This window comes from Corynebacterium sp. CNCTC7651 (assembly GCF_021496665.1).
Lineage (GTDB): Bacteria > Actinomycetota > Actinomycetes > Mycobacteriales > Mycobacteriaceae > Corynebacterium.
Genome location: NZ_CP071246.1, coordinates 2,134,804 through 2,149,438 on the forward strand (window position 1 = coordinate 2,134,804; position 14,635 = coordinate 2,149,438).

Here is a 14,635-nt window from a genome sequence, read left to right on the forward strand (position 1 = left end):
CTCAGGGTGCTTTCGTTCCAGACCGAAAGGGCGAACCTTGAAACGCACTTCCCCACTGCCGCTCCGGCGGCTGACAGCTACCCTCGCTGCGGCTGCGCTGCTTCTCACCGGCTGCTCCAACGAGTCCGCAGACTTCAGCCAACACACCGACGCGGCGGGGTCGAACGACCGTATTGTCACGCTGGGGCTTGGCGACGTGGACACCGTCCTCGCGCTGGGGGAGCAACCAGTCGGCTACGCCACCTGGGAGGCAGAGGGCTCGGGCGATCCGTCCGGCCTCGGACCGTGGGCCAAAGACAAGCTCACCGTCGAGCCGAACCCGATCCGCAACACCACCACCGAGTTCAGCACTGATACCGCTGAGCAGGTCGCAGCGCTCGATCCGACCAAGATCATCGCGGTCAACAGCGGTTTCGACAGCGACAAGCAGGCCCTGTTGCAGCAGATTGCGCCGGCGACCTTCCATTCCGACCAACACGAAGACTGGCAGGTGCCGTGGGACGAGCAGATCAAGGAGATCGCGGCGGCGTTAGGCAAGGAAGCGGAGGGCGACAAGCTCATCGCAGAATCCGAGCAGGCTTTCGCGGACTTCCGGCGGGCGCATCCGGAGCTGCAGGGCAAGACCGCGGTCATCGGAATGCCCTACGACGGCAAGCTCGGCGTGTACACAGCGGGCGACGGCCGCGGCTCCTTCATTGAGAAGCTCGGGTTTACCATCCCGGACAAGTTCAACGGTGACGGATCCAGCTTCTTCATCGATTGGTCCCCGGAAAACTACTCCGACTTCAACGATGTGGACTACGTGTTCATCCTGGATTATTACGGCGCGATCGACGCGCTGAAAAAAGATGCCTCGTTTGCGAACCTCGACGTAAACACGCGCGGCGGCGTGCACTGGCTCGACACCGACACCGCAAACGCGATGAGTATGCCCAACCCGCTGACCATCCCGTACGCGATCACACAGATTGACCAGGAGCTCTAGAGCGCGCTAGCGGGGCACGATCAGCGGCCCTCCTGCCACCGGGTCTTCGGCGACCACGGCAGGCAGAGAGAATACGTCGGCAAGCAACTGCTCCGACACAACCTCGGCGGGTGTACCCGCCGCTTGCACCTCGCCGCCTTTCATCACGACTAACTGGTCGGAAAAACGCGCCGCGAGGTTCAAATCGTGCAGTACCATGACCACGGTGCGCCCCATGTCATCGGCGAGACGGCGAATGAGTGCAAGCAGCTCGACGGAGTGGGAAAGGTCCAGATACGTGGTCGGCTCGTCCAAAAGCACGAGCGGGGTGTCTTGGGCGAGAACCATCGCGATCCACGCGCGCTGCCGCTGCCCGCCGGAGAGCCGCTCGAGCGGGCGCTCCGCAAACTCGGCCACCTGGGTCAGCTCCATCACTTCGTCCACCGTCGCGCGGTCTTTCTCCGAGCTCTGGCGCAGCCACGTCTGGTGCGGGTGGCGCCCGCGCCCGACCAGGTCCCGCACCGTCAGCCCGTCCGGCGCTACGGGGGTTTGTGGCAGCACCGCGAGCGTGCGGGCGATCTCGCGGCGTTTCATCTCCGCAGTGTTTCGGCCGTCCAAGACAACCTCGCCATGCTCGCGCGGGATCAGGCCAGCGACCGCACGCAACAACGTTGATTTGCCGCAGCCGTTCGGTCCGACGATGGTGGTGACGCCGCCGCGCGGGACGTCAAGGGCGAGCCCGTCGATGATCGTTGCCGCACCGTAGCTGACAGTGAGATCACGCACGTGAAGCATTACAAGGTCACCTTTCTGGACGCGCGCATCAGCGCATAGAGCAGAGCCGCCCCACCGAACGCCGACGTGGCCACGCCTACCGGCAAGTCACCCGGCACAACGGTGCGCACCGCGAGGTCCGCACCAGCGACGATTAGCGCGCCGGCAACCATCGCGGTGCCGAGTGGGGGCGTGGGGGTATGCGCTAGTCGACGGCCCACGTGCGGCGCCACAAACGCCACAAAAGCAATCGGACCTGAAGCCGCCACCGCCGTCGATGTCAACGCCACGGCAAGCACCATGAGCACAAGCTGGGTGCGCCGCGGATCAACACCCAGTCCCGCGGCCATGTCGGCGCCGAGAGATAGGGCTTCGAGCTGGAACGCCGCCCAGCGCAGCAGCGGCACAACCAACGCAACCGCCACCAGCACAGCAGCGGCGTCACCCCATCCCGAGGATCCGACCGAGCCGGTCACCCACGCCTGAGCTTTGCCCACATCGCGGTAGTCGGCGCGGACGAGGAGGAACGAGTTGTACGCCACCGCCAGGGCATTGAGGATGATGCCAGCGAAGATGAGCTGGAACGATCCCAGACCGCCCCCGCGGCTGAGCCACCACATCGCCACGGAGACCGCGATCCCGCCGACAAACGCACTCAGCGGCACCCCGAGCGCGCTGAGCAGCACCCCGGTGCCGCCACCCGCGAGCAGTGCCGTGAGTGCGAACGCCGACGCACCTGAAACAACGCCCAGGATGTCTGGGCTGGCCAGCGGGTTACCAGTGATCGTCTGAAAGATCGCGCCCGCGAATCCGAGCGCGGCCCCCACCGCCAGCGCCGTGGCAACACGCGGCAAGCGCCACTCGACGACCACCGTGCGGGCCATGCCGGTGGACTGTCCGGTAAGGGCGGCGAGGACGTCATGAGGCCCAAGCCCGAATTCCCCCACCATGATGCCCCCGAGCGCAACGGCGAGCCCGCACGCCGCGAGCACGACATTGACTACAAACGTGCGGGTCACAGCTTCGCCCCTTTCCGCAGCAGGTACAAGGCGAACGGGGCGCCGACGAAGGCGAGGGTGATGCCAACTTGCAGCTCACCAGGGCGGGCGATGACTCGGCCGGCGACATCCGCAAGGAGCAGCAGCGTCGCACCGGCAAGCGCGGAGCACGGCAGCACCAGCCGGTAATCTGGCCCAGTCAGGGAGCGAACGATATGCGGCACTACCAAGCCGACAAACCCGATCGGGCCCGCCCCCGCCACAGCTGCACCGGCAAGCAGGGCGACCAGCAGGATCCCCACCGCGCGTGCAGCTGCGACGTTGACGCCGAGGGAGTGCGCGACGTCATCGCCCAAGTTCACCATGTTTACCCGGTTCGCCGTGGCGAACGCGGCGACCAGGCCGACCAGGATGACCGGGGCGACGGTGGCGACAACGTGCATGTCCCGGCCCGCTACGGAGCCCGCCGTCCAAAACCTCATGTCATTGAGGCTTTGAGTGTTTGTGAGCACGATTCCGCTGGTCAGCGCGGAACATACCGCACCGAGTGCGGACCCGCCGAGCACCACCGTGATCGGGGTGGAGCCGCGGCTTCGCGCGCTCAGTGCGAATACGAGCGCTACCGCCGATGTCGCGCCGAGGAAACCGACCACCACCGCGACCAGCACCGGTAGCGAGCCGAACACGGCAGTTGCCGCAGCCACTGCAAGCGCCGCCCCTGGGGCGATGCCCAACAGGTTTGTGTCCGCCAGCGGGTTGCGTGTGTGCCCCTGGAGCAGGGCTCCCGCTGTGCCTAGCGCCGAGCCGGCGAGCAGGCCCAGCAGCGTGCGTGGAACCCGTAGATGGGCAACCACGTGCGCCTCCTCGCTGACCTGCTCAGATTTGGTGTGGAATGCGAGGGCAAGCCCGTCACGCACAGCGTTGACGCTTTCTGCCACGCTCATCTCCCGCGCGCCGACGGCGAGCGAGAGCAACGCTGCGGCGACAGCCGAAATCCCGAGCACAACGACGAATACCGCGTGTTTAGTCGCACTCATGGTCTGTCACCGCCAGTACCCCATGAACGAGACGTGTTGGCGCGGCAACCCTGCCTCATTTACCAACAGGCGGCGCATTGCTTTCACCGAAGTGTTCTTGCCGGCGATCCAGTAGTAGGTGTGGCCGGACGCGCCCGCCCCACCGTTGATGGGCTCCCCGCTTCCTGAATACGTCGGGGTTTCCCAGACATTGTCTCGGTCTCGCTGATCCTCTTCGTCGTTATCAGGCTCATCGGCGGTGGGACCTACTGGGGCTCGCAGCAGCTCAATGTCCTGTTTGAGCTGCGTGTAAAGCATGTCCCCATGCCCGGCTTCGGGCTCGGTGCGGAAGTGCCAACGGACGTCAACGTGGGCAGGCGCATCGATTTGGAGTGCGTTGCCCACCGGCACCTCAATGTCGGCGGAACCGGCGAGGTCTTCGGGCCAGTCCTCCAGTACTCGGGAGATCGCCGGAAGAGCGGTTTCATCGCCGTACAGTCGAGCGGCCGCGGCGGTGCCAGGAGCGAATTCGATGCCGACGCCGGACGCGTCATCGCGGGTCGGCCCGATGATCCACAGCTTCTGCCCGGGCAGTGCGCTTTCCGCCCACGCGGAGGCCGGCCCAGCGTTGTGGCTGTGCAGCACGAAATCCACATCGAGTTCGTCCGGGTTACCGTCGTTGCGCCTGAGGTCGCGAATGGAGTAGGTACGGAGATGCCCGCGCGCTTGTTCCGGCATCGCGCGCCAGAGGTCCCACCACCCCTCGGCCGGCAAATCGACAAGCCCTGCCTCCGACGGGATGATGAGTTTGATCCGCAGGTCCATGATGGGCACAGCGGGGCCCATTGCGTCGACACCAGTGAACGTCACACGTTGAAAACTCGGTGCGATGCGCTCGCTGCGAACGACTTTTGCAAGGAAGGGCCGGAAGCTCACTACACGAACTATATAGGATTGCCTACCCTAACACAAGTGTGGGGCTTGTTGATCAGCAAAGGCTCTTACTGCTGCCACATCATGCTCGGAGCCGCCAGCGCCTTGCGGTCGCGCGCGATAATGAGGCGGTCCAACGCACTTCAGCCGCGAGTGCAGCCGCACTGAGGGTGGTTCAGCAGGCGAGCCGTGAAAGCGCTTATCAGATTCGCTCCCTTGCTCACCTACGTTCGATACGTTAGAAGGTGTCATCTCCCCCAGATCTTTTCAACGTTAGCAATGGCGAAAGGTGCCCCGGCCGCAGTTCATAACCCCTGATCCCACACAGAAGACCACCAGAACATCCAACTCACAAGGTTCAGCAACAGCAGAACCCACGCGCCCATCCAGCGCCGCCCTCCCCCGCCTCCCAGCTAGTGAGTTAAAACACGTAACTTGCAGTGTCTGCCCAGGAATATTCAACCTTTCGTCGACGGGAGTTTTCCCCGATCACTTCTTCAATTTCAGGGCCATGCGGTAGCCGTGCAGCGGAAGCGGAAAACGCTACGCACACCTACGACCCCAACGGGAAGCGTCAGAACCCGACCATCACCTTCTTCTCCGGCGACGCGTCCAAGAACGACTACATCGTGGCGAACCAGATCACCATCCGGAATCTGGACAAGGAGCGGCGGTTTGACGTTGTGCTGTATGTCAACGGGATGCCGTTAGGGATCATCGAATTGAAACAGTCCGGTTCCACGGCCACCGTCGAGAATGCGTTCAACCAGCTCCGAACCTACGTTGAAGAATTCCCGATGGCGTTCCGCTTCGCCAACTTTGTGGTCGCTTCCGACGGCATCGATGCCATCTACGGCACGTCGTTCACCCCGCGCGAGCACATGAGCACATGGCGTGTCGACGATGACGGAGAACCATTTGAACAGGCTCCCCTCGTCGTCGTTGACGGCGAGCAGATGACCGAATTCGACATGCTCATGTGGGGCTTGTTCAATGTCGAGCGTTTCGGCCAGATCTTCGTGGATTTCACCGCGTTCGATGAAATGGACGGGGAGCTGCGTATGCGTGTGGCTAAACCACACCAGTACTTCGCTGTGACGATTGAACACTCGGTATTGGCCCCGAGGCGTAACGCAGGTTCGCCATCCCGACGGCCGGATCGAGCGGAAAGATACAGATGGGCGGATCGAAGAGGAGGAAGTAGCAGAGATTTGGGGAAGGTTGATTTCTCTACTTCACGCAACCAACCCATACGACGAAGCCATCAACCGGCCTGCCACTATCGCTTATCTGCGTGAAGTAACAAGCCGGCTAATCCGAACTCTGAATGAGCATATTCTCCACCTACACGGCTCATCCCACCTTTTATGTGGCCAATTTTGGTCGGATCCTCCAAACTTCTACCTGTTTAGTGATGTGGGCGACGCTGAAGAAATTGACGGTGCACTCCTCGGAAACGAGCATTTAGCTACGGCCCAAGCGCCCCAATCGGGATGACGGCTACACCATCGTTTCGTCGAATGGCAGGGCCACCAGAGGTGATTACCACCAACGCCGGATCGTCCTCTAGCTGGCCAGCGAACCGTTTCAGAGTGTCGGCGGCGTGATCGATTACCTCGGGACTGTACCCGAGCTTCACCTCGACGAGCACGTCCCGACCGCCGACGTTCGCGACCGCGTCTACCTCTAATTTCGTGTTTAGACGGGCGTGGTAGACCGTTCTGCCCGTAAGAGCCCGCAGTTCGTGCACCACGAGGGACTCAAAGAGTTGGCCGAAATAGGCGGGATCGCGCAGCAGGTGCTCCGGACCGCGGTCGAGTGCAGCCATGGCGAAGGAGGGGTCAGCGAGATGGCGCTTTGGTGCTTTCCGCAGCGTCGCCTTCGAGCGCAGGTGCGTGAACCAAGCAGGCTGATCTACGGAGACAAAAATGCTCGCCAGTGCGCCAAGATAGTCCCGTGTTGTTTCCCGTGAGGTATCGGAATCTGTGGCGATGGTTTGCAGCTCTAGCTCTGTGCCAATGCCGCGAGCAAGCGAACGGATCATCCGCCTTACGCGCTCCGAGTCACGCTTCACCCCTCCGACAGTGTGGATGTCCACGTCGGCGACGGTTTGGATGTAATCCCGGACGTTGTCCAGGGCGTTGCCAAGCGGAAGCCCAACGTTGTACGGCAATCCGCCCCGGCACACCCTTTCAGCGAGTTCCGGCAGTGTCAGTGCGGGCGCAGAGAACGGCAACGGGTCACCAGCGACCACCGCGGCAAGAGAAACCGACCCGTCGGATTCCCCTGTCTCAAACAAGGTCATCGTCGACATCGTCATGCGGGCGAACCGGCCAGCGCCCGAGTGGCTCGTCACGTCCGCCCCGGGTGCCGTGGAACCGGTGAAAATGAACTGCCCTTTCGCCCGGCGCTCATCAATCGAGTGCCGCGCGAAATCCCAGAGACGCGGTTGCAGCTGCCATTCATCGATCAGGCGCGGCGTCGCGCCCTCCAACAACAGCCGCGGGTCCGTGTCCATGGCAAGTACGACACCGGGATCCGTCTCCACGTTGAGGAAACTCGCAGCTTGCCGCTTCGCCGTTTCTGTCTTCCCGCAGCCTTTCGGCCCCTGAATCAGTACCCCGCCCTGACGACGGAGCGCCCTTTCCAATTCGCCATCCGCGAGACGCGGTAAATACCCGTCAGCCATGGGTCCTCATCGTAGCAGCTAGTGGGTCTGGGTTGGCGTTTTGAAAGCCATCTGCTTGGCGTTTTGAAAACGGTTTGCTTGGCGTTTTAAAAACGAGTTGTTTGGCGTTTGGGAAATCAGCTTAGGGCGGAGAGTGAGGAAAATGTCGTCGGACTACTTCGGCAGAGAAAGCGGGCCAGTTGCGGACCGCAAGATTGTAAAAATAGTAAAGATTGTAAGAGATAGTAAAGATGCGGGAAGGAACGGAAATTGTGACAGCTATCGGCCGACGACCAAGGAATCCCTTTACCTCGACGCTTGGACGAACTCCACCGGTAGTAGTCGGGCGCGAGCGATATGTTCAGGAATTTTCCAACGCGTTGTATGACGGCCCCGGAGCGCACGAACGCATCTCAATTGTGACCGGACCACGCGGCATCGGCAAGACCGTGTTACTCAACGAGTTGGAAGACTCTGCCAGATCCCAATCGTGGCACGTTGTCTCGGAAACGACGACGCAGGGGTTCACCGCTCGAATCCGAGATGCAATCTTGCGCCTCATTGTCCGCAACTTTGACGTACCAAGCCGCAGACTCATCGGTTTCACTCTCCCCTTCAACACGGGAGCAACGTGGGAACACACGGCAACGCACCAACCCGCTCCGACTCTTCGCTCTGTACTGGAGGATTTTTTCGAGCTTCAAGAGACGCGCGACCGCGAACGTCGGCAAGATCCCACTGGCCTGCTTATCACGCTTGATGAACTGCATTATGCGCATATGCAGGACATCGTGGAGTTCGGAACAACCATCCAGCACATGGTTCGCGATGGGCGCGAAATCGCTGTAGCTATGGCTGGCATCCCGAGCGCGGTGAAACCGTTACTTGCGGCTAACGAGGGGAAGAACCCAGTTACGTTTTTGCGCCGCGCGAACCGCATAGAAATTGGCCTTATCTCAGAGAATGAGGTTGCCCGCGCCTTGCGAGAGCCAGTTGAGGCTGCTGGGTGGTCGTGGACAGAAGACGCGCTCAGCGCTGCATGCGAAGCAACCGGCGGATACCCGTTTATGATCCAGCTTGTCGGGCAATACTCGTTCAGGAACTCGGATGGCGATGAGATCGCCATCGACGCCGTCGAAAAAGGCGTGGGAGATGCCCGCCGTCGCCTCGGCGAACTTGTCCACGAACCGTCACTCGCTGATCTCTCCCAGGTCGATCGGACTTTTCTCGTCGCAATGTCCCACGATGATGGGCCATCGCGCATCGGGGATGTGGCTGAGCGCCTCGGTGTGGACGCCCAGTACGCCGGTAAGTACCGGCGCCGCCTCATCGACGCGGAAATGATCCAACCGGCAGGCTACGGGTTCATCGACTTCGAGCTTCCCTACATGCGCGAGTACTTACGTTCCCACCCCGCATCGGACGCAATGGAGCAATTTTCGATGTGGCCCGAGGACGAATCCTAGTGACCTAGACAGCGACCTCGAACGGCGCCTCGGTGGCCTCGCGGACGGACTCGACGGTTTCGCCCGGCGCGACCTCGATGAGGGTGAGGCCTTTCTTTTCATCCACCTCGAACACGGCGAGGTTGGTGATGATCAGGTTCACGCACTTCGCGCCCGTGAGCGGGAGGCGACACTCCGCGAGGACCTTGGAATCGCCCTTCTTGGTGGTGTGCTCCATCATCAGAATGACCTTCTTCGCGCCGTGAACCAGGTCCATCGCGCCGCCCATGCCCTTGACCATCTTGCCCGGAATCATCCAGTTGGCCAGGTCGCCGAACTGGGAAACTTCCATGGCGCCCAGGACGGCGACGTCGATCGCGCGGGAGCGGATCATGCCGAAGCTGGTAGACGAGGAGAAGAACGAGCCGCCCGGTGCGACCGTGATGGTCTCCTTGCCGGCGTTGATCAGCTCCGGATCAACCGCATCGTCCTTCGGGTACGGGCCAACGCCCAGGATGCCGTTCTCAGAGTGCAGCACAACCTCCAGGCCTTCCGGGAGGTAGCCCGGGATGAGCGTGGGCATGCCGATGCCCAGGTTCACGTACTGCCCGTTCTCCAGCTCCTGCGCGGCACGCGCCGCCATTTCCTGCCGTGACCACGCCATTACTCGCTCACCGTCCTGAACTCGATACCGGTTTCCTGCGGGCCGACCTCAACGACCCTGTCCACGTAGATGCCCGGCAGGTTGACCTCCGCCGCCGGGATTTCGTCCACAACTTCCTCCGCCTGGACGATGGTGATCTTCCCGCACACCGCGGCGTCCGGGTTGAAGTTCTGCGCCGTCTTGGAAAAGACCAGGTTGCCAAAGCGGTCCGCCTTCGCCGCGTGCACGAACGCGTAGTCCGGCGTCAGCGCCTCCTCCATCACGTACTGCTCGCCGTTGAACTCGCGCAGCTCCTTCGGCTTGGAGTACTCCGCGATGGTGCCGTCCGGGTTGTAGCGGGTGGGGATCTCGCCGGTGGCCAGCGGGGTACCCACGCCGGCCTTGGTGTAGAACGCCGGGATGCCGGCGCCGCCTGCACGCATGCGCTCGGCCAGGGTGCCCTGCGGCGTGAACTCCACCGTCAGCTCACCCTCCAGGTACTGGCGCGCGTACTCCTTGTTGGTGCCCAGGTAGGAACCGATGGAGCGCGAAATGCGCTTATCCGCCAGCAACAGGCCGAGGCCGAAGCCGTCCGTGCCCAGGTTGTTGGAAATGATCGTCAGGTCGCCCGCACCCTGCGCGCGCAGCGCCTCAATGAGCTTGGCCGGGATGCCCACCAGCCCGAATCCGCCGACGGCGATGGAGGCGCCGTCCTGGATATCGGCCACCGCCTCCTCAGCCGAAGAAACCACCTTATTAATCATGTGACCACCCTAACAGTTGTTCGTATTCTGCACAAGGGTTCACATAACGAACTTGATGCAGTTATGATTACACTCACACTTACGCAGACGCGGAAAGGAGGCCCCGTGACACCCAAGCAGCCAGAGTCAAACGTGCAGCTCGTGCAGAGCCTGAGCCGCGGATTGGCCGTCATCCGCGCCTTCGACCAGGACCACCCGCGGCAAACCCTGGCCCAGGTGGCGGAGGTCACCGGCCTAGCCCGCGCGACCACCCGCCGTTTCCTACACACGCTGGTCGCGGAGGGCTACGCCGCAACCGACGGCTCCGAGTTCTGGCTCACCCCCCATGTGCTCACGCTGGGCTACTCCTACCTCTCCAGCCTCGGGCTTCCCGCGATCGCGCAGCCGCACCTGGAATCCGCCTCCCACCTGTTGGGCGAGTCCTGCTCCGCGGCGGTGCTCGACGGCGAGGACGTGGTCTACGTCGCCCGCTCCGCCGCGAACCGCATCATGCGCGAAAACATCACCATCGGCACCCGCTTCCCTGCCTACGCCGCCGCACTCGGCCGGGTCCTGCTCGCCGGGCTTCCCCCGGAGGAGCTAGAGCACAGCTTATCGACGACACATTTCACGCCCCTCACCCCAAAAACCATCACCGACCCGGCCAAACTGCGCGAGGTTTTGGCGGAGGTGGCGGAGCAAGGCTGGTGCATCGTGGACCAGGAGCTTGAGGCCGGCCTGCGATCCGTGGCCTGCCCCGTGCTGGATGAGCGCGGCGAGGTAGTGGCCGCGGTGAACGTGTCCACGCAGGTGGCGGCGTACACGTATGAGGAAATCGTCGAAAAGCTATTGCCCTCCCTGCAAGCCACGGCGCGCGCGATTTCCCGCGACGTACGTACAGCAGCCCTGAATTAGAAGGAGAAACCCCATGACTGACATTGTGATTTGCAACCCCAAGCGCACCCCGGTTGGCCGCTACGGCGGCGCCTTCGTGGGCGTGCCGGTGCAGGACCTGGCCGCGACCGTGGTCAACGCCGTGATCGAGGAGTCCGGCATTGATACCGCGCTTATCGACGACGTAATTTTCGGCCAGGCGGGCCCCAACGGCGCGGCACCGGCGCTGGGCCGCATCGTGTCACTGGATGCGGAGCTTGGTGAGGGCGGCGTGTCCGTGCCGGGCATGCAGCTGGATCGCCGCTGCGGCTCCGGCCTGCAGGCTGTGGCGACTGCCGCGGCGCACATTGCTGCAGGTGCCGCCGACGTGATCATCGCGGGTGGTGCGGAGTCCATGTCCAACACCGAGTACAGCGTGGACGGCAAGGTTGTGGACCGCCTGCAGGAGGGCCGCGAGAAGGCCGGCGGCAAGCACCACCCGATCCCGGGCGGCATGATCGAGACCGCCGAGAACCTGCGCGAGGAGTACTCCATTGCTCGCGAGCGCCAAGACAAGCTGGCCGCGGAATCCCACGCGCGGGCTGCCGCCGCAACTGAGAAGGGCGATTTCGCCGACGAAATCGTGCCGGTCAGCGTGCCGCAGCGCAAAGGCGACCCGGTGATCGTGGACAAGGACGAGCACATCCGCCCCGGCACTACCGAGGAGCAGCTGGCGAAGCTGCGTCCGGTGATGAAGATCAAGGGCGCGAGCGTGACCGCCGGCAACGCGTCCGGCCAGAACGACGGTGCCGCAGCCATGATCGTGACCACCCGCGAGAAGGCCGAAGAGCTCGGTCTGACCCCGATGGCCGTGCTCCGCGGCTGGGCCGTGGCCGGCGTCGCGCCGGAGACCATGGGCATCGGCCCGGTGGCCGCGACCGAGAAGGTGTTCAAGCGCCTCGGCCTGACGTTCGACGACATCGACTTGATCGAGCTCAACGAGGCTTTCGCCGCCCAGGCCCTGGCCGTGCTGGATGCGTGGGGTATGAGGACGACCCGCGCGTCAACCCCGTCGGCTCCGGTATCTCGCTTGGCCACCCCGTTGGTGCAACCGGTGCCCGCATGCTGGTCACCGCCTCCCACCAGCTGGCCCGCACTGACGCGAAGCGTGCCCTGGTGACCATGTGCATCGGCGGCGGCCAGGGCATGGCTGCTGTTATCGAGAAGCCGTAGGGGGCTGGCTGGTTGGGGGCAGGCAGGCTGGTTGGGGGCTGGGGGGCAGGCGCTGACTGTTGCACCCGCACCTAGGCTGTTTACCTGCCCTCAATCTTGCTGAGGCCTACAGGGGTGTAGGCCTCAAGATTTTTGAGTCACACCAGTCACACATAACCTGGAGTTTTGCGGTAGGCCTCAGCGCGAATGTTCGTTGAGGCCTACAGCGCTGTAGGCCTCAGTATTCTGCACCCGGTTGAGAGCAGCCGGGTGCAGCTGTCAAGGCTGGGCCGGGCGGCAACCGCACACCTACACTGGCGGGCATGGATCAATTCGGCATCCCCAACAACACTGGAAACACCGGCGGGAACCCGGGGCGCGACTTCGCGCTTGGTGCGCTCTTCATCATCATCGCGGTGGCATCGTTTGTGTTCCTTGAGGGGGCCACGGCGGTGTTCATTGGTATTGCGGGCGCAATCGCAGGTGCGGTTGCGATCATCCGCGGAATCCAGAATCCAGCCGAGCCGGGGCCGGATCCGCTGCAGCTGGAAAACGAGGCAGTCACCGGCGACCTTGGCGCCGAGGGGTTTGACTGGGATGCGCACTACAAGCGGGATTTCGGGCAGCCCGGTGAGCAGGCTGGCTTCGGCGAGCCCGGGCAGCCCGGTGATCAGGCTGGCTTCGGCGAGCCCGGGCGGCCAGGTGAGCAGGGGGACTACGGCCAGCCGGGGCAACCCCGCAGCTAAGCGTCGGGGTGCGGATCGCTCAAGGTGCGCGGCGACGCCAGCGCGTCTCGTTCGCGCGCGATCATGAGGCGGTCTAGGTCCGCAAGCACAGCGTCAACATCGGCGGGGTTGTAGCGGCGCTCGCGTCGGGCGCGCTGCAACTCGTTGGTCGCGGCCTGCAGCGCAATGTGCTGCATCTCGCTGGCGGCAGCCCGGGCGCGCTCGAACGCCTCGCGGCGTTCGCGGGCGCCCTCGGGGTCAACCTGTCGTCGATTAGCAAGTGCCTCCAGCCATTCCTGCACCATGTCGTAGGACTCGGGGGCGAGCTCCGGCCCGCGCTCCTGGACGGCCTTGCGGGCGGCGGCGTAGGCGCGGTCGTTCAGCTCGGCGTTAACGCGGTCGCCGCGGGCATCGGGGCCATTCTCCAGGTCAAGCTGGCGGACAAGCCACGGCAGAAGCAGGCCGGGAATCACCATGGTGAAGGTAAGCACGGACAGTGCGATCACGCTGAGCTCATGGTGGTAGGCCATGGTGCCGGCCGGGATGGAGAGCACCAGCGCGAGCGTGACCAGGCCGCGCATGCCGGCCCACGCCATGAGCAGCACCTCCTGGAGGCGCAGCGGGGCGACGTTGGTCTTGCCCTGCTTCTGGTGCACGCGGCACATCACCCACATCCAGGCGAAACGCACCGCGAAGGCCACCAGGGAAAGCACGAAGCCTATCCAGACGGCTTCCCAGAAGTTGGTGCCGGCATCGTCGATAGCGTCGCGCACGCTCATGCCGATCAGGCCGAAAGCGAGGCCGGTGAAGAGCAGCTCCACCGTCTCCCAGAAGGAGTGGCCGCTCAGGCGGTCCTCCGCAGTCAGCGAGGCGCGGGAGCTCATCTCCACCGCCGCGATCACAATCGCGATCACGCCGGACGCATGAATCTCCTCCGCCGCCGCGTAAATGGCGAACGGCAGCACCCAGGTGAACGCGGTGCGGATCACGCTATCCGGCACGTGGTCCATGAACCACGCCGCAAGCCTGCCGACGACTAAACCGATCACCACCGCGACTACCGCGGCGTACACAAACTTCAGCAGACCGGCGCCGAAATCGATCTCATCCCCCGCGAGCAGGGCGGCGAGGGCGACATTGAAAGCGACGATGGAGGCGGCGTCGTTAAACAAGCCCTCCGTCTGCAGCGTGCCGGTGATGCGCCGCGGGATGCCGGCCGGGCCCGCCACCGCGTCCACCGCTACCGGGTCGGGCGGGGCGATTGCCGACGCAAGCACCATCGCACCTGCAAGACCAATGCCCGGCATCAGCCACATGGCGGTGCCCGTCAGCGCTGCGATGGTGAGAAACACCAGCACCACGGACATGGACAGCACCACGTTGAGCTGGGAGCGGATCATGCCCCACGACGTTCTCCTTGCCAGCGACCACAGCAGCGGCGGCAGGAAGATCGGCAGGATCAGGTGCGTATCCAGGCTCACCGTCTGAATCCCGGGGATGAACAGCACGGGGGCCACTGCGATGGTCAAAAGCGCCGGCCACGGCAGGCCCGTGCGTTCACCGATTGCGGCGACGAGGACGGTGGCGAGCAATAAGCCGATGATGGCAAGGAAAACTGTCACGCAGGGCAGTGTACGTCGC

At 63.6% G+C, this 14,635-nt stretch carries 13 protein-coding genes and 1 pseudogene; 6 read left to right on the plus strand and 8 right to left on the minus strand.

Annotated features, from left to right (window positions below):
* Window positions 1–37: 37 nt before the first annotated feature.
* Window positions 38–985, plus strand: coding sequence for an ABC transporter substrate-binding protein (locus JZY91_RS10205; RefSeq protein ID WP_234947755.1), 948 nt, complete (start codon window positions 38–40; stop codon window positions 983–985).
* Between the two features lie 6 nt (window positions 986–991).
* Here the strand turns inward: JZY91_RS10205 and JZY91_RS10210 are convergent, their stop codons facing one another.
* Genes JZY91_RS10210 through JZY91_RS10225 form a run of 4 tightly spaced genes read right to left on the minus strand, consistent with a single transcriptional unit; the run spans window position 992 to window position 4,688 of the window.
* Window positions 992–1,759, minus strand: coding sequence for an ABC transporter ATP-binding protein (locus JZY91_RS10210; protein WP_234947756.1), 768 nt, complete (start codon window positions 1,757–1,759; stop codon window positions 992–994).
* Window positions 1,759–2,757, minus strand: a complete 999-nt coding sequence (locus tag JZY91_RS10215) for an iron chelate uptake ABC transporter family permease subunit (RefSeq protein ID WP_234947757.1) — start codon at window positions 2,755–2,757, stop codon at window positions 1,759–1,761. The genes JZY91_RS10210 and JZY91_RS10215 overlap by 1 nt, the downstream gene beginning before the upstream one ends.
* Window positions 2,754–3,773, minus strand: coding sequence for an iron ABC transporter permease (locus tag JZY91_RS10220; protein ID WP_234947758.1), 1,020 nt, complete (start codon window positions 3,771–3,773; stop codon window positions 2,754–2,756). The genes JZY91_RS10215 and JZY91_RS10220 overlap by 4 nt, the downstream gene beginning before the upstream one ends.
* 6 nt (window positions 3,774–3,779) lie before the next feature.
* Window positions 3,780–4,688, minus strand: a complete 909-nt coding sequence (locus JZY91_RS10225) for a siderophore-interacting protein (protein ID WP_234947759.1) — start codon at window positions 4,686–4,688, stop codon at window positions 3,780–3,782.
* A gap of 437 nt (window positions 4,689–5,125) precedes the next feature.
* Between JZY91_RS10225 and JZY91_RS10230 the strand changes: the two genes are divergently transcribed.
* Entirely contained in the window at window positions 5,126–5,983 is an 858-nt protein-coding gene (locus tag JZY91_RS10230) for a type I restriction endonuclease (protein ID WP_234947760.1), read from the plus strand.
* 170 nt (window positions 5,984–6,153) lie between these two features.
* Here JZY91_RS10230 and JZY91_RS10235 read toward each other — a convergent pair whose 3' ends face one another.
* Complete coding sequence (locus tag JZY91_RS10235; protein WP_234947761.1) at window positions 6,154–7,374, minus strand: ATP-binding protein; 1,221 nt, start codon at window positions 7,372–7,374, stop codon at window positions 6,154–6,156.
* 260 nt (window positions 7,375–7,634) lie between these two features.
* Here JZY91_RS10235 and JZY91_RS10240 point away from each other — a divergent pair, with 260 nt between their 5' ends.
* Entirely contained in the window at window positions 7,635–8,819 is a 1,185-nt protein-coding gene (locus tag JZY91_RS10240) for an ATP-binding protein (RefSeq protein WP_234949130.1), read from the plus strand.
* Window positions 8,820–8,823: 4 nt separating this feature from the next.
* Here JZY91_RS10240 and JZY91_RS10245 read toward each other — a convergent pair whose 3' ends face one another.
* Together JZY91_RS10245 and JZY91_RS10250 are read right to left on the minus strand one after the other, a co-directional pair.
* On the minus strand, window positions 8,824–9,462 hold the full coding sequence (locus tag JZY91_RS10245; RefSeq protein ID WP_234947762.1) for a 3-oxoacid CoA-transferase subunit B: 639 nt from the start codon (window positions 9,460–9,462) through the stop codon (window positions 8,824–8,826).
* Entirely contained in the window at window positions 9,462–10,205 is a 744-nt protein-coding gene (locus tag JZY91_RS10250) for a CoA transferase subunit A (protein WP_234947763.1), read from the minus strand. Before JZY91_RS10250 ends, JZY91_RS10245 begins: the two co-directional genes overlap by 1 nt.
* Window positions 10,206–10,310: 105 nt before the next feature.
* On the opposite strand from JZY91_RS10250, the gene JZY91_RS10255 reads away from it, so the two are divergent.
* The 3 genes and pseudogenes from JZY91_RS10255 (at window position 10,311) to JZY91_RS10265 (ending at window position 13,015) form a co-directional block, all read left to right on the plus strand.
* Entirely contained in the window at window positions 10,311–11,099 is a 789-nt protein-coding gene (locus JZY91_RS10255) for an IclR family transcriptional regulator C-terminal domain-containing protein (RefSeq protein ID WP_234947764.1), read from the plus strand.
* Between the two features lie 13 nt (window positions 11,100–11,112).
* A pseudogene (locus JZY91_RS10260) lies at window positions 11,113–12,290 on the plus strand (acetyl-CoA C-acetyltransferase).
* A gap of 302 nt (window positions 12,291–12,592) precedes the next feature.
* Window positions 12,593–13,015 (plus strand): hypothetical protein, encoded by a 423-nt coding sequence (locus JZY91_RS10265; RefSeq protein ID WP_234947765.1) that lies wholly within the window; start codon window positions 12,593–12,595, stop codon window positions 13,013–13,015.
* Here JZY91_RS10265 and JZY91_RS10270 read toward each other — a convergent pair.
* The gene (locus JZY91_RS10270; RefSeq protein ID WP_234947766.1) at window positions 13,012–14,616 is read right to left on the minus strand and encodes a sodium:proton antiporter; all 1,605 of its coding nucleotides are present in this window, start codon (window positions 14,614–14,616) and stop codon (window positions 13,012–13,014) included. The two genes, JZY91_RS10265 and JZY91_RS10270, sit on opposite strands and share 4 nt — an antisense overlap.
* Window positions 14,617–14,635: the final 19 nt, after the last annotated feature.